Source organism: Anoxybacteroides rupiense (assembly GCF_014196195.1).
Lineage (GTDB): Bacteria > Bacillota > Bacilli > Bacillales > Anoxybacillaceae > Anoxybacteroides > Anoxybacteroides rupiense.
In genome coordinates this window covers 653,630-671,810 of record NZ_JACIDF010000001.1, presented here as the reverse complement: position 1 = coordinate 671,810, position 18,181 = coordinate 653,630, and the positions used below count along the sequence as shown (strand labels likewise).

The following is an 18,181-nucleotide window of genomic DNA, read 5'->3' as shown; positions in this document are numbered from 1 at the left end:
TCCTTTTTTTCATATATATAACCAAGCATATTAGCGAACTGATCAAACCAAATCCACGGCTCATTCCACACTGTTCTGCCATTGCTTATAAGCAGCCTGCAATCGAAATGGAGATAGCGTTTAGGGCGATGGCTAACGGCTGGATTGCTGGGCTCGAAGCTTTGATTGAGGAGAGGGGAGAAAAGCTCGGTGCTCAGCCTCGTGAGCTTGTATTTTCAATAAATAATGGATTGCCACGATAAGCTTAGGGAAAAGAGAGACAGGGGGAAGAAAATGATTAAAAGATGGCTGGCAGCTTGGCAGATTGCTGCTGTATACGTAGGAACTGTCGTTGGAGCGGGATTTGCGACAGGAAAAGAGATTATTGCTTTTTTTACACAATACGGAAAAATTGGAACGATGGGAGTTTTGGTTAGCGGTTGGCTGTTTGCATGGCTAGGAATGCGGATGATGATGATGGCGAGAGCGCTGCGGGCTTCCTCGTACAAGCAATTGAATGATTATTTGTTTGGCAAAACGGCCAGCACATTCGTTACGTTCATTATGACGATCATGATTGTTGGCGTGACTTCTGTGATGCTATCAGGAGCAGGAGCGTTATTTGAGGAGCAGCTCGGATTGCCGAAGCCTCTAGGGATGCTGGCGACGATCGTTCTTGTGTTTGCCGTGATGCTTTATGATGCAAAAGGCTTATTTGCCGTGAATGTGTTCGTTGTTCCGATGATGATCCTATTTAGCTTTGTGCTTTTAGGGAAATTACTGCTTGGGGGAGAATGGTGCGGTCCTTCTAGCTCCTCTCCTTCCTCTTGGAGTGCTTTTTTCTCGCCTCTTTCCTATGCGGCCTTTAATTTAGCGATGGCGCAGCCGGTTCTTGTTCCGCTCGCCTCTGAAGCAGAGGACGATCGAGTGGTCAAGTGGGGAGCGTTGCTTGGCGGGATATTGCTAACGAGCATTTTATTGAGCAGCCACTTTGTTTTGCTGTCTTTTCCGCATGTATTGCGTTATGAAATTCCTATGGCTGAAATTGTTCGCACGTTTTTTACGTATTTTTATTGGTTGTATTTATTCATTATTTATGGCGAGATTTTTACGTCCATCATTGGTGGAGTATTTGGGCTGCAGCGACAGTTTCAGGCATTCTCCTCGACGTTGTTTTTGGCGATTTTGTTTTTGATTTTGTATACGATCAGTTCATTTCGCTACGGATCTTTGCTCTCATTCTTATATCCTTTGTTTGGATATATCAGTCTTTTGTTTCTTGTTTTGCTTTTGTTTCGCAAAATTCCTCAGACGCCAAAATAGGATGCGGCAAAAATCTGCTTTTCAAAAAAATGAAAGGCTTGGCGGTGCAGCCAAGCCTTTTGGTTTTAAAAAAGATAGGGCATTTGTGCGATTCGCTCAGCTCAGATAATGGGCGTTTTTAGCCGTGAAGCGTTCGACAAACGGTTAGTATAAACTAGGAATGCTGGAAGCGGGTGACGATTTGTTGCAGCTGTTGAACAGAGGTGGATAAAACAGCGGCATCCTTGGCCAGTTCATGAATGGCAATGGTTTGCTGTTCCAATCCTGAAGTTGTTTCATGAACCATATTGGTAAAATCTTTAGCAATGCTATGCACTTCTTCGATCGTTTGTTTTAATTCATCACCATGGTTCGTAATCTGCTCCACATGATTTCGGCTACGCAGCAGCAGGTCATTCATTTGTGAAAAAACTTGCAAAAATGATTTCATCGCTTCATTTGTTTTTAAAAAGGAATGCATAGTGGTGGCAGCGGTTTGCCCGTTTTGCTGAACCGCTTCCACTGCACGATCCAGCAAATGCCTCATCTCTTGCAACGAAGATAAAATTTGTGCGGAAAAGGTGTTAGTGTTTTCCGCCAGCTTTCTGACTTCTTGAGCGACAATGGCAAATCCTTTTCCAGCTTCTCCAGCTCTTGATGCTTCAATCGAAGCATTTAGCGCAAGCAAATTTGTTTGCTTGGCAATCGCTGTAATGGCCGAAACAATTCCCACGGCTTGATTGGCTTCTTGAGAAGCGGAGTAGATGAGCGAAGCCGTCTCTTGCATATCATGCTGCATCCCATCCATTTGCTCTTTTGTCAATTCAAGCAAGCGGCTTCCTTGGCGCATCGATTCCGTTACTTCTCTCGCATGGTTAACAACGCTTTCAAACTCTTTTTGCATATCCCATACTTCTTCAAGCATTTTAGTGACAAATTGATTGGCATGTTCTACTGATGCGGTTTGCTGCTTCGCCCCTTCGCGGAATGTTTCCATCGCAGCGGCAATTTCGTCAAACGACTCTGAAAGGCGTCTCGTTTCATTTGTTTGCTGCTCGCCTACTTTGCTTACGGTTTGGGTAGCTTTGGCTAATTCTGCTAAAATCGTGCGCATACCTAGAATCATTTTGTTAAGCTCATACCCAATTTGATGAAATATCGTTCGTTTTTGAACTGTCTGTACTTGCGCGTCAAGATTTCCTGACGAAACGGTGCGAGTGACATAGTACCAGTGGCGGCATTCTTTGATGATCGCTCGATAAAGGAAGGTATGGAGAATAAGGCTGATTACGATCGTTAAGCTACAAATGAATAGTGGCGATAAAGAGAGCAGTTGAGCGATAAAAAAGCTGATGGTGGCCGGAATGGCCGATAGACATGCTAATTGAATTTGCAAAGTAGACTGATAAGATAATCTGCCCATTCGCAAATTTAATCGCTTGCCTGTGCTGTCTATGTATAGAGGGCAACTTGCATCGATGAGCAGCTCACCGGTATCACGCTTGTACGCTTGCAGAAGCGGTTCGGTTGTTTGAGCAGCTTTTTGACCAACTTCATCAGAAAACGTTCGGCCTTCGCGCAGCCGATTCGTGTGGACAATGGCATAGCCTCTTTCATCAACGATAACAAAATATTCATCATGCTGCAGCTGTTCATCAAGAAATGAGCGAATGCGATCCATTTGCTGTTCAAGAGGCTTGGTTTTGTCTATTTTTTGCCGAATTTGTTCAGACACTTGAACAACTTTTTTCAGTGCATCTTGTGCCTCTTTCTTTTTGAGTAGTCGATTCATTATGTCCCCCTCCGTTCTTATTTCTTTCAATATATACTGAAAATTTAGATTTATCAACCTAGGAAAAAGGATGTCTATGCATAAAACAACAAAATCAAGGGAGACTAGCAAATAAATGCTTGTTTGATTAATGAAGGCTTGAGGGGATGACCATGTCTATTTTTTCATTTATGTTTAAAAACGGTAAGCAGCAACAAGTAAAAACGCTGCCGCAATTATTGCAAATTTTTAAGCAATCGAGCGACTTTGCTACGGTTGAATTCCAGACAAACGGATATCATTTTTGCATTTCTTATTTTGATTCATTGATTGATCCAAAGCTCTTGCAACAGCAGGTGATTTGCCGGTTGCAGCGGGATTTATCGTCTTATGCTTCTCTTGCTCTCGAAGACTTGCAGCAAATTATCCCTGTACAGCGAATCGAGGTGACGGCAGATGTTGAGATGATTGAAGCAAAGCTGCTAAAGGGATTTGCGATGATTCAGCTGAAAGGAGTCGCGGACCACTGCGCCCTTGTTAATTTGGCCAGCGAAAATCTAGGATTACGGCCAAATAATGATTCGGAAAATGAGTTTAGCGTGGTCGGTCCAAAAGTAGGATTTGTCGAGAATATTGGAACTAATTTACATTTATTGCGCCGCCAAATTGTGACTCCTCATCTTGTCTTTCGGGAATTAACGATCGGTTCGATGTCACAAACGAAAGTCGTTATTGCTTATATTGATGGAATTGTTAATGAACAAACATTACAGACTGTCGTGCAGAGAGTAAGTGAAATCGAGTTTGATATTATGTTTGACACATCGCTATTTGAACAAATATTATCAGACAATTCTTCATCTCCTTTTCCTTCATTTGTATCAAGTGAACGGGTGGACAAAATCGTATATGCGTTAATTGAAGGAAGGGTTGCGATTTTTTCCGATGGCTCTCCATATGTCATCACAGGGCCTTCGACGTTATTTGATTTTTTTACCTCTCCGGAAGATTATTATTTGCCGTGGCTTCTTGGTTCATTTTTTCGCTTGATTCGAATGATCGGAGTCATGTTTTCTATTTTGGCATCCCCCATTTATGTGGCGGTTTTAACCTATCATTATGAAATGCTTCCGAAGGATCTACTGGGTCCGATTATTTTTTCTCGTTCCAACGTTCCTTTTCCGCCGATATTAGAAGTGTTGTTTCTGGAAATTACGATTGAGCTTTTGCGTGAAGCTGGGGCGCGCCTGCCTACAAAAGTAGCCCAGACCCTGGGGATTGTCGGCGGTATTGTCATTGGGCAGGCGTCCGTGGAAGCGGCGCTTACAAGTAATATTTTGCTGATTATCGTCGCATTAGGCGCCCTTGCTTCGTTCACGACGCCAATTTATAAAATGTCGAATACGATTCGGTTTATTCGGTTTCCGATTATTTTATTTGCTGCCTGCTGGGGAGGAATCGGCATTGTTTTCGCCGCCTGTTTGCTTCTGATTCATTTAGGCAAGCTACAGTCGTTCGGAAGTCCTTATCTCGTTCCTCTATATCCGTTTCGGGTTAAAGATTTTGCAGACAGCTTTATTCGTTCTCCTTATCATTTGACCGTAAAACGTCCAAGTTATTTACGGCCTTTGACATTATGGAGATATGATCCAAAAAAAGCGAAGAAGAAAAAAGATATTGATGAGTAGAAGAGGAGATGCTGATGAAACGAGCTCTCTATTTCATGTTGGTCGCTCTCTTAGTGCTTTCTGGATGTAAAAGCTCCCGCATCGTTGACCAAATTCAAATTATTCATGCGATGGGGTATGATGTGAAAAATGGCAAATACACAGGGACAGCCATCTATCCGACATTTAAGCAAGGACCGATGACGAAGCCGGACATTTTAACGACGGAATCATCGACGACGTATGATTTAATTCCGCGGCTTTCGTCGAAATCAGCCTTGCCGATTGAAGAAGGGCAAATACGGCTTGTGCTTTTTGGACAACAGTTTGCTAAGCAAGGCATTGCCGAAATCGTTCATAGCTTAGCAAGGAACAACAAGGTGGGGAGTCATTTGCAGCTGGCGGTCTCCAAAGGCGATGCGGAAGAACTGCTGCGCATCACCGCTGAAACGACATTGAGCGATACGCTCTATTTATCCAATCTCATTGAACAAAATATTCGTGAAATGAATTTGCCGAAGACGAATTTGCACATTTTTTTATACAATTACTTCGGCAAAGGACGCGATCCATTTTTGCCCTATTTAGAAAAAAAGGGAGATACCGTAAAGCTGGAGGGGCTGGCTTTATTCAAATATGGCCATTATGTTGGGAGAATTGATTTACGGAAATCGTTTCTTGTTAAGCTGTTATTGGATGAAACCAAAAACGGTGTTTATCAGCTGCCAATTTCACAAAATGAAAAAAAGGGGCGAGTTTTATTAGAAAATTTGTTTGCCCATAGTCATTATTCACTGAAAAAAGGCAGCTCTCCAGTGATCGATATTCATCTTCGCATTCGTGCCTCTATTCGCGATTATCCAATGTGGCTTGACCTTTCTGGACAGCGTTCCTTCCAGAAGGTGAGCGAGCAGATGGAAAAGAAGCTTAACCAAGATATTACGAATTTGCTTTCATTTTTCCAAAAGAAAGGTGTCGATCCGCTCGGAATTGGTGATTTTGTGCGGAGCAAGACGAGACATTGGGATGAAGAAGCCTTTTATAAGCAATATCGACACTTGCAAATTCGCCCGCATGTAAAAGTTGACATTGTTCAAACAGGCATTGGTGAGTGATTGCATTGGAAAGGGGGAGTGTCATGCAGCAGACAGAGCATGAACGCTTTCATATTTCTCCGTTTTTTGTATTTTTTACGATTCATTGCTCGCAAATAGGAGTAGGAATTTTGAGCCTTCCCAATCTTCTCAATGAAGAGACGGGACATGACGGATGGATGAGCGTCATCATCGCTGGAACGATCATTCATATTTTGATATGGATGATTTATAAAATTTTTAAATCGGCCGGGGAGAATAAAGATGTCATTCAAGTGAATGTACAATACTTTGGCAAATGGATCGGAAATATGGTAAATGTAGTCCTGCTCGTTTACTTTTTTTCGTTCGCTTTAATTGTGATGCGGATCTATACGGAAATTATTCAGGTGTGGGTATTTCCGTTGATGGGAGCATGGCAGTTCTGTCTCATCATTTTAGTGCTAACGTATTATACGGTTTCCGGTGGATTCAGAGTGGTAGTCGGCTTATGCTTTTGGGGAGTTATGATCCCTCTTCTTATCATTGTTCCTATGCTAGTATTTCCGCTTGAATATGCTCATTATCGCAATTTTTTGCCGATCTTTGACCATTCTGTGCTTGAAGTGATCAAGGGGGCCAAAGCGTCGACGCTTGATTATCTCGGCTTTGAAATGATCCTGATGTATTATTCGTTTGTAAAAAATGCTCCTCAATCACATAAATGGGCGCAATGGGGAAACGCATTCACCACCTTTCTTTATTTAATAGTGGTTTGTATTGCTATCGTTTTTTATAATGAAGAGCAAATTCGGCATATTATATGGCCAACATTGACACTAGCAAAAATCCCGGAAATTCCATTTATTGAACGGATGGAGTATATTGTCATTTCAACTTATGTCATGGTTATTTTTCCGATTATTTGCTTAGCTGTTTGGTCGGTCACACGCGGATTAAAACAAATTATTTCGTTAAAGCAACGCATCTCATTGCCGATTATTTTACTTTTGCTATTTATTTCCTCGTTTTTTTTCACTAAGCGGGCTCAGATCGATCAATTTAGCAATTTAGTCTCAACCGCTGGTTTTTATGTGTTGATGGCCTATATTCCATTTTTATGGATCTATGTGTCAATAGCCAAGTTGTTTAAATCTAAAGCTAGTGAAAAATAAAGAAATGTGGTATAGTATGAAAGGAAAAAATGATGGATAGAAGAAATCCGCCCGAATGTCGTATCGGTGCGGGAGAGGTTCTAGAACAACCCTCTATAAAAAACTAGGGAAGGCTATATCCTTAGGGGGTATGGCTTTTTTGTTTTAGAATGCTCTTTCTTCTTGAAATAAAGAAAGGAGAGCGAAACGAAATGAAGAAGGAAAAAGCTGTCGTTGTATTTAGCGGGGGGCAAGACAGTACAACTTGCCTGTTTTGGGCCTTACGGCAGTTTGCTGAAGTAGAGGCGGTTACCTTTGATTATCATCAGCGACATCGCCTGGAAATTGAAGTCGCTTCTGACATTGCACGGGATCTTGGTATCCAGCATACGGTGCTTAGTATGTCTTTGTTGAACCAATTGGCGCCGAACGCGCTGACGCGAAGCGATATGGCGATTGAACATCAAGAAGGAGAGCTTCCCTCTACTTTTGTTGATGGCCGGAATTTATTATTTTTGTCGTTCGCGGCCGTGCTCGCCAAACAAAAAGGCGCGCGTCACTTAGTAACGGGTGTGTGTGAAACGGATTTTAGCGGATATCCAGATTGCCGAGATGTTTTTATCAAATCACTTAACGTGACATTAAATTTGGCGATGGATTACCAATTTGTTATTCATACGCCGCTTATGTGGCTTAATAAAGCAGAAACATGGCAGCTTGCTGATGAATTAGGAGCGTTGGAATTCGTACAAACCAAAACACTCACATGCTATAACGGGATCATGGCTGATGGATGCGGAGAATGTCCAGCTTGTGTGCTGCGCAGGAGAGGATTGGAGCAATATTTGCAAGCAAAAGCCGGGGTGGAGCAGCGATGATGCATCAGCTTTATCCACAAGTATTTCATGATTATTGTTATGAACTTAATAAGGATATGCATATCGCTGCTGCTCATTTTATTCCGCATCAGCTGGCGGGAAAATGTGCCCATATTCATGGTCACACGTACGTCGTGAACATTACGGTAGCTGGGGATGCACTTGATGAGACGGGCTTTTTAGTGAATTTTCAAAAATTGAAACAGCTTGTTCACGGTAAGCTCGATCATACGCTTTTAAATGATCATCAAGATTGGTTCGATTCTAAAAATAGTGAACATTTCCCAACGACAGAAATTGTCGCACGAAAAATATACGAAGTGGTACAAGATTATTTGGATGCATTGCCTCACAAGCCAAAATGTTTGCAAGTATTTGTGCGTGAGACTCCGACAAGCTATGTTGTGTACCGCCCGAAAGCGGGTGACCGATAATGGGAAAGACGATTCCCGTACTTGAAATTTTTGGGCCAACGATTCAAGGAGAAGGAATGGTCATTGGCCAAAAGACAATGTTTGTCCGAACCGCTGGCTGCGATTATTCATGCCGCTGGTGTGATTCCGCTTTTACATGGGACGGAACAGCAAAGGAAGAAATTCAACAAATGACAGCTGAAGAAATTTGGCAGAGGCTTGCAGAAATAGGGCGTGACTGTTTTAGCCATGTGACGATTTCTGGAGGGAATCCCGCTTTACTTAAATCGCTTGGCGGGCTCGTTCGGCTATTAAAAGCAAAAGGGATCCGTGTAGCATTGGAAACACAAGGAAGCCGTTGGCAAGATTGGTTTTATGAAATCGATGATTTAACGATATCGCCAAAACCGCCAAGCTCAGGAATGGAAACCAATTTTGCGATATTGGATGAAATAATGGATAAGCTAACGGCCAACGGGCGTACCGTTCATATGAGTTTAAAAGTCGTCGTTTTTGATGAACGGGATTTTGCTTATGCGAAACATGTGCACCAGCGTTATCGCCACATTCCTTTTTATTTGCAAGTGGGCAACGACGATGTAGCAGGAATGGACGAGGCGATGCTGCGCACAAAATTGCTCAATCAGCTGCGATGGCTAGTAGAAAGAGTTGCTTATGATCCAGAAATGAACGATGTCCGCGTGCTGCCGCAGCTGCATACGCTTCTTTGGGGCAATAAGCGAGGAGTTTAATGAACAAACGAAAGGAGCATGAATGATGTCAGGAAGAAAAGAAGAAGAATTACAAGGTGTCACTCTCCTTGGCAATCAAGGAACCAAATATTTATTTGAATATAGTCCAGAAATATTAGAAGTATTTGATAACAAACATCCAGACCGCGACTATTTTGTGAAGTTTAATTGCCCAGAATTTACAAGCTTGTGTCAATGAGGGCACACTTCAGTGGTGACACTGTCGATTAAACCTTGTGAATTCAGGGGAAGAGAATAGGGGAAAACGATTTTGCAGGCAATATCATCAGCCGATAAAAGACTTTTATAGTTGATGAAAAAACGTCACTTGTATGTGAAGTTTCTCCCTGTTTCTCCAATCCTGAGCCAAGCCCTAAAAAGCAAACCATGCTTACTCGTGGTTTCAGATCCCATCGATTGATTGGTTGTCCCTGTGCTGTATCAATGATAAGCAAATGGACATGCAGGAAAGCAAGCTAGTGACTTGCCCCAGTCACGCCAAAGCGTGACTGACGCATCACCTATCCACAACGGGGACAATGCTGAAGCAGCCAGATAGTTAGTTGTGCGCTATGCTCAACAAGCACCACGGGTTAAACCATATTCTTTTTAGGGAAGGTGCAGAGACTATCGAAATCACTTCATCATGAAGCGACTGAAGAGTAGTGATGAAGGAAGAGAGTAGAGTACATCGTGAGTTTGACGATCACGGTGGAAGCGCAAGGGTTCTTATCGGATATCGCAGTCGGATAAGAATAAGATATAGTCCACCTACTTTTTTAAGTAGTTGCCGAAAACTGGGCAACCAGACTTCGCCACTATCTACATTAGTTATATCCCTGATAAAAAATGTGTGGAAAGTAAGTCGTTGAAGCTTTATTTATTTAGTTTTCGCAACCATGGGGATTTCCATGAGGATTGTGTGAACATTATTATGAATGATTTAATCGAAGCTATGGATCCACGTTATATTGAAGTATGGGGAAAGTTTACGCCGCGCGGCGGCATTTCGATTGATCCGTACTGCAATTGGGGACGTCCCGGAACAAAATATGAAAAAATGGCCGAGTATCGCTTAATGAATCATGATTTGTATCCAGAGAAAATAGACAATCGCTAAGCGAAAGCCTCCTCGCCTCCAAACGAGGAGGCTTTATTTTGCGCAGCGAAATGCCTAAGAGCGTACTGCCAGCATCCATTTGCCATACTATTTGCTTGTCAACTATGCTAGAAACGAGAGAGCCCCAGTCCTGTTCATTCGTTTTCATTGGATAATCAACATGTCAAATATGGGCCTGATCCTCGTTTGGATAGCTGGCGATCGTGGCGCCCGAATATTCATTGCCCAACTTAAACCGTTTTTGCTTTTCATTATGTCGATTGTTCCATTCCAATCGCTATAGACCAAATTATAGGTTGGTTTTAAAAAAAGTAGTAGTTTTTTTTCGGAAACTTATATATAATGACAATTGATTTTTTTATTTGGGGGGTTTAGTCTTGGGAGACAGGACGGCTCTATTAATCGGAGCGAGCGGGTTAATCGGAAGCGAGCTTTTAATGCTGCTTCTCCAATCCGATGATTATCAGCATGTGACGATTCTAGTGCGTCGAGAATTACCGATTGAGCATCACAAGCTGGAACAAGTGGTCATTGATTTTAAAAGCTTGGAGAAGTACGAACGCTATTTTTGTGTGGATGATGTGTTTAGTTGTCTCGGAACAACGATGAAAAAAGCCAAAACGAAGCAGAATTTTATTCAAGTGGATTATGAATATACGCTGCGGGCTGCGGCGTTAGCGGAAAAATGCCACGTCAAGAGCTTTCTGACTATTTCATCTGTCGGCGCTGATCCGCAATCTCCGTTTTTTTATAATCGTGTTAAAGGGGAAACGGAAGAAGCTTTGCAACGGCTCGCGATTCAATCATTGCACATCTTTCGCCCGTCTTTGCTGCTTGGCGATCGTCAGGAATTTCGGTTGTCAGAAAAGGCAGCGGAGTGGCTTTTAAGCCACATGCCATTTCTGTTTATTGGAAAATGGCGCAAATACAAGCCCGTTGAGGCCAAGAAAATGGCTTTGGCAATGTTCCAGGCAGCAAGATCTTGCCCGAAAGGAACGCATATTTATGAATCGGATCAAGTCGCCCATATTTCGTAAAAAACCGGCCATCTGCGGCCGGCTTTTTTATTCGATGATTTTATAGTTTTTATGGTTTACAACCGTCCGTTCTTGTAAGTCTAATTCTTTATAGTTTTCCATGTATGTTAAATCAACGATGACAGAGTTTTCATTCACCTTTTCGACAATACCGCGCAAGCCGTTTTTAAACTCGATAATATTGCCTATCTCTGCTTTTTGCACCATATACATTCTCCTTTTTCATGTATTTGTTATAGTTTGCCTCATTTTCTTTTATAAGTAAAGACCCTTTGTTCCTAATTTTGAAAAAAGATGGCCTTAGGCCATCTTACTTGGCAAATACGTGATTGCCAATGACAACGGTTACTTGTTTCGAGCGTAGCCAACTGCTTTTCGCCGTTTTTGGATTATAGAAAAATAAGGATCCAGATCCTAAACCGCGAAAAGCCAGGGCTTCTTCAACGGCAAGGTAGGATTCGCGATCTGCTGGTTCACGAATCGTTCCGTTTTGTACAGGAGTAAATGCATAATAGCCGCCTGAGCGCTCATAAATGACATCCTTAATGGTATTCGGGAAATCAGGATGGTCCACTCGATTTAATACGACTGTGGCTACCGCTACTTTTCCTGCGAATGGTTCGCCTTTTGCTTCAGCATGGACAAGGCGCGCTAATAAATCTTTGTCGCTGGCTGAAATGGTTGGAGGAATGAGCAGCCTTTCTCCTGGGAACAGCCAGTCGTTTTGTTTTTTATTTATATTTTTCAACTGGACAAGTGAAACACTATGTTGCTTTGAGATTTTCCAAAGAGTATCCCCGGTTTGAACGGTATAAACGGTTTGAGCCTGAGCATCTTTCGCAAACAACAATGCAGAAAAGCATGCAGCTGCTAAAGTGAAATGTTTAAGCTTTTTCATAAAATTACCTCCTTGTTGTTCGCTCGCTACTAGACTAACAAGGATTTTTATTCTGGTCATTATCTAAATGTTGGAAACATCCGTTTTTTGTTGATATAACAGCTGAAATAGCAACTTTGGAAATATTTTCACGGTCAAGTTCAGTTGATCTGTTCTCTCTGCATAGAAATGAGTGCGTCATTCCGCCTTTTCAATTTAGTGGTGTAATCTCGTGTAGCGATATAAAGAGGATGGAATGTATCAACATTTTCCTTTTTTAGTGGGCGGGTATGACGATCGGACGACCGATCAATTCGTTTGTCTAAAAGGGGCGGTTGTGCGGTTCTCAGTCACGCTTTAGCCTGAGGCAAGTTACCGACTTGCCTTCCGTCTGTGAGTTTTGACAAATACCGTCTGTTCATCATCTGCCATCATATGAATTTGGAGAAATGCCTTATTTTCTGATCAACGCCAAGCTAAATGTTCGATTTCTTACATTGATGCGGGTATTTTCTATATGGTTTGTTTCCTTTTTTCCGAATTTATCGGTTCGACGAAAGGGACGAAGCTTTTTATTGTTATAGTACCGCGGAATTTACGAAAGCGCGCTTTTGGGAAAGGGTTTTGTAGAAGAGGATGTCGTCCTTTGCAAAATTAGAAAAAACATATCGTCCAATGATTATTAGTATGATAAAAAAACTGCATGTCACAAAAGAATGGGATGAATATTATCAAATTGGCTTAATTGCGTTATGGGAAGCTTCGTGCCAATTTGAGAAGGAGAAGGGCAGCTTTTCATCCTTTGTGTACAAAAAAGTATATTGGGCCATGGTTTCCCATTTGCGTCGACAGTGCCATCGAAAAAAATGGGAATGTGCCTTGACGGATGGATTGATCCATATACTGTTTGACGATCGAACAATTTATAAGGAGGGAATAGTGGAGCAGGCGCTCAAATCATTGACAGAACGGCAAAAAAAATGGCTGATTGGTTACATTATCGAAGGGAAATCATTAAAAGCAATTGCTGAAGAGGAAGGAGTGACAGTTGGAACGGTTAAGCAGTGGCGGGTTGAGGCGCTTAAAAAATTGCGCAAGCAGCGATGGGAATAGTCAGTCGCCCTCCGGTAATCCATAGCCGGAGGGCGATTAACTACGCGGATGTTCTAGGTAATGGTAGATAACGTCTCCACCATGCTGGGCAATGCCGCGGAAATGCTTAAAATCGCTGCGATTGACAAGGATTTTGCGAAATAGTAAAAAGTCCTCTTTTTTGACAAGCAGCTCGGAAATGTTTCGATCTCGCAAATCATCCAGCAATTTTGCTGCAAGCTTTTCGTCCATACCTCCACCTCCGAAGGATATTGTAACGCAGCTGGAGAGGTTTTGGTAGGGTAAATACCCATTTTCCTTTCAGGCAAACACCCTTTACTTGTTCATTCATACAATATGATGGGTATGTATCATAGAACGTACCCATACTAAATGAATAAAAGGAAGGAAGAGAGAAATGAGTAATTGGAACCCATATGCGAATTATTCTGGTTTTTATGATAATGATTATGATGTCGAGGATGCATTTCGTCATGATAATAACGCGCCAGCTTTTCCGATGATGCCAACCAATAACGCGCCGGCTTTTCCGATGATGCCAACCAATAACGCGCCGGCTTTGCCAACGATGCCTCCAACACAAGTAATGCCTGTATCCCAAATGCCGATGCCAGTCGAACATGCATACATTCCTTCATGCGGTTGTCAACCAATGCCGACATGGTGCGGAACAGATCAATGGATGGGAGGATCTTATCCATTTGTTAATCCTGGACATGTCGAAGTGGGATCAGTCGTATCTCCGAATGCGGCGCCAATACCTAATATGCAGCCAATGCCAGGCATGCAAAGTGCGCCGATGATGGGAATGCCGTATCCGATGGGGGGAACGACCGGACCAATGGGTGGCTTTCCTTCAAGTTCAGGCTGCTGCGGAGCACCATACTATCCATATCGATAAAGCAAAAAAAGACCGCTGCACAATTGTGGCGGTCTTTTAACTATTTATCGTGTGTTCATGGATTCGATGATTCCACTGATTAAGCTAATATCGTTTGTTACTAAATAAGCAGGAAGCAAGGCGAGAATAAATAGCACCGTAATATAAGACATAAGTGCATTTTTGATAATTTTACTAATTGCCATTCAGATCACTTCCTTATTGCTTTTTTCTATTTTCACATTTTTAATAGTATTAGTCAACTATTTCTGAAAATTCTATATATTTCGTGTTCGGCAATTTTATATTTGAACGTTTGGAAACATTTTGATAAAATAAAAATATCATCAACAGCTGTTGAAGAGGTGGCAGCGTGAAAATAAGGAAGGCCAATATACTAAATGAACGGGAAACGACCAATGTTTACATTTATGAAAATAAAAAAGAAGAGCACATTGTTGTTGCGATTCCTCATATGGAATGGTCGTTTTTGATTCGCTATGAAGAGGAAACAGAATTGTTGCGAAGTAAACTGCTTTCATCGCTTTCGAAGAAAGTGGAGGGAGCACAAGCAGAACCATTAGTGGACAAGCTTTTATATTGGGTCCGTGAAATGTAAATAATACAGTTGTACCGCAGAACCAGACAGGGCGGTGGAGCTTCATAGCTTCGCCGCTTTTACGTTATGATTATAAGTTAGGGGTTCGATGCAAAAGTGTTTACAAAGCAAAAAGCCGTGGTTATTTATTTAATATTTAGTATCGTTTGGATTATTGTAACGGACTTGTTCATGCAGCTTCTTCGTTTCGATCACTCCATGCAAATGATCGTGAATATTGGAAAAGGCGGGCTTTTCGTCGTTTTATCTGCCGTATTTCTTCATCAAATGATTAAAAAGGCCGAACAATTGAAGAAAACAGTAGAAGAAGAGCAGCAATTGTCGACATTGATTAATTCGATGCCTGACTTTGTTTGCTTTAAAGACAGTAAGGGCCGCTGGCTGCGTGTGAATGATTTTGGAAGAAAATTATATAATTTAGAAAATGTGGATTATATAGGAAAAACAGATCTTGATCTTGGCGAAATGGTGCCATTTTTTAAAGAAACGTTTCGATATTGTGCGCAGACGGATGAAGAAACATGGAAAAAGGGAATGATGACGAGGACGGAAGAGTCGTTCATGACCACAAATGGGGAATTTAAGACTTTTGATGTCATTAAAGTGCCGCTCTTTCACGAAAATGGAGAACGGAAAGGGTTACTGACGATCGGGCGTGATATTACACAGCAAAAATTAGCAGAAACGTTATTGCTGAAAAAAGAAAAGCTATCGGTTGTTGGCGAATTGGCGGCGGGAATCGCCCATGAAATTCGCAATCCGCTCACTTCTATCAAAGGGTTTATGCAGATGATGAAAGAGGCGAAGAAAACGAATGAATGGTATATAGAAATTGTACTTAATGAACTTGAGAGAATCGATCAAATTGTAAGCGAGTTGCTTGTGCTTGCAAAGCCGCAAAGCCACTGCTATAAGCCCTTTTTGCTGAGCGACGCGACCGGTTACGTTATTCATTTAATTAGCCATGAAGCGGTGTTAAACAATGTGGATATTTCCATCGAAAATACAGCACCGCATGCACAAATTCACGGTGATAAAAACCAAATGATTCAAGTTTTAATTAATATTGTGAAAAATGCAATTGAAGCAATGCCTCAAGGAGGAAGGCTGCGTTTGCATATACAGGAAGAAGGCGAGAATGTACACGTCACCATTGCTGATACGGGTGTGGGCATTGCGAAAGATCGTCTGAAAAAAATCGGCGAACCATTTTTTACATTAAAGGAAAAAGGAATGGGACTTGGCTTGACAACAAGCATGAAAATCGTTCAAGAGCACAAAGGAACGCTGCGAATCGAGAGCGAACTTGGAAAAGGAACGACGGTCCATTTGCTGTTGCCCTTATACCAAGAGAAAAAAGAGGCTGATCGTTAACGATCAGCCTCTTAGATTGTGGGTAGATGCTCCCATTCTTCGTTACGGACCTTGCTCCGTTGAAAACAGTCTGAGTTAAGAAAGTTTGTTTAATCTTTTTCAGAGGCCATTTTTTGATCTTTAAACAATATTTATCAAATGAAAGGTTCTAACCCAGCTGCTGTTTTATTTTTCAATCCAAGTTGTTGTTACATCAACTGGAAGACGAGTGGAGCGGTGAGCTGGGGCTGTGCTTTTTCCAATCGTAACCAGCATTACTGGAATATAGCGCTCGGGAACTTGAAATTCCTTCATGAATTTTTCAGCATCAAAGCCGCCAATTGGACAAGTGCTCCATCCTTTTGCAGTCGCAACAAGCATAAGCTGCATAGCCGCAAGCGAAGCATTTGTGAAAGCAGCATCCCGTGCATATTGTTTATTTTCATAAGCACCAGCAATCTGTTTTGCTAGCGTTTCTTTGATTTCCTTCGTCATATGTCCAGCTTCGACTAATGGATCGTATACGCTGTCAGTATTGCGATTGGCTTCAAGATCCCCAAGTACAGCAATAACGGCAGAAGCATCGACAATTTGTTGCTGATTATAAGCGATAGGCAGAAGGCGTTTCTGAGCCTCTTCACCATGAAAGACTAAAAAATGCCATTGTTGTAAATTCCACGCGGATGGTGCTTTACCTGTTAGTTCAAGAATTTCTTTTAGTTCCTCTTTGCTGATAGGGAAGCTTGGATCATATTTGCGGACGGACTGACGCTCATTTATTACGGTCAAAAAATCTTTCGTTGTTGATGTTTGCGTTGCCATTGGTATACCCTCCTACATCTGATTGTTAAAAAAAGAAATTAACTAACTTTTGGTAAGTAATATAAACAATCCTATCATAAAATTACTATTTGTATTTGTCAAATATTTTAATATCATCCATTGATGAGTCTTCCCTTTCTTAACGGAGTGGAAGTGGGAGAGGCTTATTCGAATATATGCCCCCACTAAAATGCATATAATTTTCGCTTTTTACATAAATCCAGCTTGATTTTTCAACATGATCCAAAGCGTCCCCATACTAATAAGCGGAATGTCAATCTATCTAATGGATTTTTACGTAGTAAGAACACAAGTATTGATGATCCATTATTTTACTAAAAATATGGAATGATTGTGCTAGGAATCAAACAATGTCAATTGGTTTTTATTGGATAATAAACACGTCTGTGGTAAGAATTTAGTGGAATTCATGTAGAGGTTTGAATTTATAGCTGCTCGGAAAGAAGCGCCTCTTTTTTTAGATGGCCGAAAACAAAAAATGCATGTTCCACCTATCCTTTTTTCTCGTTGATGCGATAGTAGAGATGAAAGGAGGTGAACGGGGGATGGCACAATCCATCATTCAGCAGTCGCAGCTGCGTTTAGTATTTGAAGCGGGTGTTGATGAAGCAGGCAAACCTATTTATAGACGGAGACAATTAAACAATATAAAAGTAACAGCATCTCCAGAGCAGCTTCTTGCTGTTTCTCAAGCACTTGCTTCTTTGCAAAGCGATCCGCTTGTTCAGGTCGAGCGCAGCGATCTGCATTTGATTACAAATGAAGGAGGGATGAGAGATGGAAAAGTCGTTGGAGCTACAATTTATTAACCAGCAAGGGAATGTGTTCCGGATTGTGATTGATCGTCCTATTGAGCCGGTCAATGCGCAGCACATATCTTCTGTTATGGATACGATTATCGCGGCCAATATTTTCACTTCAAGTGGAGGGGACCTTGTGGGGAAAAAGGGTGCAAGATTGCTGCAGCGCAATGAAGAGGAGATAGCGTTACCATAATCGGATAGGCAAGTCCGCCCAATGTTGATCAACACTTTCATACAGTATCACTTGCCTCTCTACCCAATATTCTCAAGATCATTTGAGGAGAAAAACATGCGAAATGGCCGGCCGGCTTATAAAGCGACCGGCCTATTATTTAAACATGATTCCATATCAAATGGAGAGATTCATGTGGATGCGTATATGTCCCTTATTTCCGACGTTGGCTTTCCTGTCATTGTCACTCTTTATCTGCTTCATCGAATCGAGGCTAAATTGGATGGTGTTATTGAATCCATTCAACGTTTATCTGAACAGCTAGCTGCTGACTGGCGTGCTGAATAATGTAAAACAAAAACCTGATCCTCGCAT

General features: G+C 41.8%; 21 protein-coding genes, 2 pseudogenes and 1 riboswitch. Of the genes and pseudogenes, 17 read left to right on the top strand and 6 right to left on the bottom strand.

Annotated elements, in window-relative coordinates:
* Positions 1 to 273: 273 nt before the first annotated feature.
* The gene (locus GGQ95_RS03195; RefSeq protein ID WP_066146965.1) at positions 274 to 1,302 is read left to right on the top strand and encodes a YkvI family membrane protein; all 1,029 of its coding nucleotides are present in this window, start codon (positions 274 to 276) and stop codon (positions 1,300 to 1,302) included.
* 154 nt (positions 1,303 to 1,456) lie between these two features.
* Here GGQ95_RS03195 and GGQ95_RS03190 read toward each other — a convergent pair whose 3' ends face one another.
* Positions 1,457 to 3,073, bottom strand: coding sequence for a methyl-accepting chemotaxis protein (locus GGQ95_RS03190; protein ID WP_066146967.1), 1,617 nt, complete (start codon positions 3,071 to 3,073; stop codon positions 1,457 to 1,459).
* A gap of 152 nt (positions 3,074 to 3,225) precedes the next feature.
* On the opposite strand from GGQ95_RS03190, the gene GGQ95_RS03185 reads away from it, so the two are divergent.
* The 9 genes and pseudogenes from GGQ95_RS03185 (at position 3,226) to GGQ95_RS03145 (ending at position 11,146) form a co-directional block, all read left to right on the top strand.
* The gene (locus GGQ95_RS03185; protein ID WP_066146968.1) at positions 3,226 to 4,740 is read left to right on the top strand and encodes a spore germination protein; all 1,515 of its coding nucleotides are present in this window, start codon (positions 3,226 to 3,228) and stop codon (positions 4,738 to 4,740) included.
* Between the two features lie 14 nt (positions 4,741 to 4,754).
* Complete coding sequence (locus GGQ95_RS03180; RefSeq protein ID WP_159719551.1) at positions 4,755 to 5,834, top strand: Ger(x)C family spore germination protein; 1,080 nt, start codon at positions 4,755 to 4,757, stop codon at positions 5,832 to 5,834.
* 23 nt (positions 5,835 to 5,857) lie between these two features.
* Positions 5,858 to 6,967 carry a GerAB/ArcD/ProY family transporter gene (locus tag GGQ95_RS03175; protein ID WP_080862852.1) on the top strand — a complete coding sequence of 370 codons (1,110 nt, stop codon included), beginning with the start codon at positions 5,858 to 5,860 and terminating at the stop codon, positions 6,965 to 6,967.
* 68 nt (positions 6,968 to 7,035) lie between these two features.
* A riboswitch (PreQ1 riboswitch) is annotated at positions 7,036 to 7,080 on the top strand.
* A 78-nt stretch (positions 7,081 to 7,158) separates the two neighbouring features.
* On the top strand, positions 7,159 to 7,824 hold the full coding sequence (queC, locus tag GGQ95_RS03170; protein ID WP_183186311.1) for a 7-cyano-7-deazaguanine synthase QueC: 666 nt from the start codon (positions 7,159 to 7,161) through the stop codon (positions 7,822 to 7,824).
* Complete coding sequence (queD, locus tag GGQ95_RS03165) at positions 7,821 to 8,258, top strand: 6-carboxytetrahydropterin synthase QueD (protein WP_080862853.1); 438 nt, start codon at positions 7,821 to 7,823, stop codon at positions 8,256 to 8,258. Before queC ends, queD begins: the two co-directional genes overlap by 4 nt.
* Entirely contained in the window at positions 8,258 to 8,989 is a 732-nt protein-coding gene (gene queE / locus GGQ95_RS03160; protein WP_080862854.1) for a 7-carboxy-7-deazaguanine synthase QueE, read from the top strand. Before queD ends, queE begins: the two co-directional genes overlap by 1 nt.
* Positions 8,990 to 9,014: 25 nt before the next feature.
* Positions 9,015 to 9,182, top strand: a pseudogene (locus GGQ95_RS03155) (preQ(1) synthase); the annotation flags it as partial.
* Between the two features lie 597 nt (positions 9,183 to 9,779).
* A pseudogene (queF, locus tag GGQ95_RS03150) lies at positions 9,780 to 10,109 on the top strand (preQ(1) synthase); the annotation flags it as partial.
* A 377-nt stretch (positions 10,110 to 10,486) separates the two neighbouring features.
* Positions 10,487 to 11,146, top strand: coding sequence for an oxidoreductase (locus GGQ95_RS03145; protein WP_139788169.1), 660 nt, complete (start codon positions 10,487 to 10,489; stop codon positions 11,144 to 11,146).
* A gap of 27 nt (positions 11,147 to 11,173) precedes the next feature.
* Here the strand turns inward: GGQ95_RS03145 and GGQ95_RS03140 are convergent, their stop codons facing one another.
* Both GGQ95_RS03140 and GGQ95_RS03135 read right to left on the bottom strand, forming a co-directional pair.
* Positions 11,174 to 11,353: a YkvS family protein gene (locus tag GGQ95_RS03140; RefSeq protein WP_044746698.1), complete on the bottom strand. Its 180-nt coding sequence runs from the start codon at positions 11,351 to 11,353 to the stop codon at positions 11,174 to 11,176.
* Between the two features lie 103 nt (positions 11,354 to 11,456).
* Positions 11,457 to 12,044 (bottom strand): cell wall hydrolase, encoded by a 588-nt coding sequence (locus tag GGQ95_RS03135; protein WP_080862855.1) that lies wholly within the window; start codon positions 12,042 to 12,044, stop codon positions 11,457 to 11,459.
* A gap of 615 nt (positions 12,045 to 12,659) precedes the next feature.
* Here GGQ95_RS03135 and GGQ95_RS03130 point away from each other — a divergent pair.
* Complete coding sequence (locus tag GGQ95_RS03130) at positions 12,660 to 13,136, top strand: sigma-70 family RNA polymerase sigma factor (RefSeq protein WP_080862856.1); 477 nt, start codon at positions 12,660 to 12,662, stop codon at positions 13,134 to 13,136.
* Positions 13,137 to 13,172: 36 nt separating this feature from the next.
* Here GGQ95_RS03130 and ykzS read toward each other — a convergent pair whose 3' ends face one another.
* On the bottom strand, positions 13,173 to 13,367 hold the full coding sequence (gene ykzS, locus GGQ95_RS03125) for a protein YkzS (RefSeq protein ID WP_044746695.1): 195 nt from the start codon (positions 13,365 to 13,367) through the stop codon (positions 13,173 to 13,175).
* A 166-nt stretch (positions 13,368 to 13,533) separates the two neighbouring features.
* On the opposite strand from ykzS, the gene GGQ95_RS03120 reads away from it, so the two are divergent.
* A complete protein-coding gene (locus tag GGQ95_RS03120) occupies positions 13,534 to 14,037 on the top strand; it encodes a hypothetical protein (RefSeq protein WP_159719553.1) in 504 nt (167 codons plus the stop codon).
* A gap of 44 nt (positions 14,038 to 14,081) precedes the next feature.
* On the opposite strand, the gene GGQ95_RS03115 is transcribed toward GGQ95_RS03120, so the two are convergent.
* Positions 14,082 to 14,222, bottom strand: a complete 141-nt coding sequence (locus GGQ95_RS03115; RefSeq protein ID WP_172798643.1) for a hypothetical protein — start codon at positions 14,220 to 14,222, stop codon at positions 14,082 to 14,084.
* 167 nt (positions 14,223 to 14,389) lie between these two features.
* Between GGQ95_RS03115 and GGQ95_RS03110 the strand changes: the two genes are divergently transcribed.
* Together GGQ95_RS03110 and GGQ95_RS03105 are read left to right on the top strand one after the other, a co-directional pair.
* Positions 14,390 to 14,635, top strand: coding sequence for a YueH family protein (locus tag GGQ95_RS03110; RefSeq protein ID WP_066146982.1), 246 nt, complete (start codon positions 14,390 to 14,392; stop codon positions 14,633 to 14,635).
* A gap of 96 nt (positions 14,636 to 14,731) precedes the next feature.
* Complete coding sequence (locus GGQ95_RS03105; protein ID WP_139788170.1) at positions 14,732 to 16,009, top strand: ATP-binding protein; 1,278 nt, start codon at positions 14,732 to 14,734, stop codon at positions 16,007 to 16,009.
* A gap of 165 nt (positions 16,010 to 16,174) precedes the next feature.
* On the opposite strand, the gene GGQ95_RS03100 is transcribed toward GGQ95_RS03105, so the two are convergent.
* Positions 16,175 to 16,810 carry a nitroreductase family protein gene (locus GGQ95_RS03100; protein WP_066146986.1) on the bottom strand — a complete coding sequence of 212 codons (636 nt, stop codon included), beginning with the start codon at positions 16,808 to 16,810 and terminating at the stop codon, positions 16,175 to 16,177.
* A 566-nt stretch (positions 16,811 to 17,376) separates the two neighbouring features.
* Between GGQ95_RS03100 and GGQ95_RS03095 the strand changes: the two genes are divergently transcribed.
* The 3 genes from GGQ95_RS03095 (at position 17,377) to GGQ95_RS18225 (ending at position 18,154) form a co-directional block, all read left to right on the top strand.
* Positions 17,377 to 17,640 carry a DUF1659 domain-containing protein gene (locus GGQ95_RS03095; RefSeq protein ID WP_044746692.1) on the top strand — a complete coding sequence of 88 codons (264 nt, stop codon included), beginning with the start codon at positions 17,377 to 17,379 and terminating at the stop codon, positions 17,638 to 17,640.
* Positions 17,609 to 17,827: a DUF2922 domain-containing protein gene (locus GGQ95_RS03090; RefSeq protein ID WP_044746691.1), complete on the top strand. Its 219-nt coding sequence runs from the start codon at positions 17,609 to 17,611 to the stop codon at positions 17,825 to 17,827. The genes GGQ95_RS03095 and GGQ95_RS03090 overlap by 32 nt, the downstream gene beginning before the upstream one ends.
* A gap of 174 nt (positions 17,828 to 18,001) precedes the next feature.
* Positions 18,002 to 18,154, top strand: a complete 153-nt coding sequence (locus tag GGQ95_RS18225) for a YvrJ family protein (protein ID WP_082741650.1) — start codon at positions 18,002 to 18,004, stop codon at positions 18,152 to 18,154.
* Positions 18,155 to 18,181 lie beyond the last annotated feature (27 nt).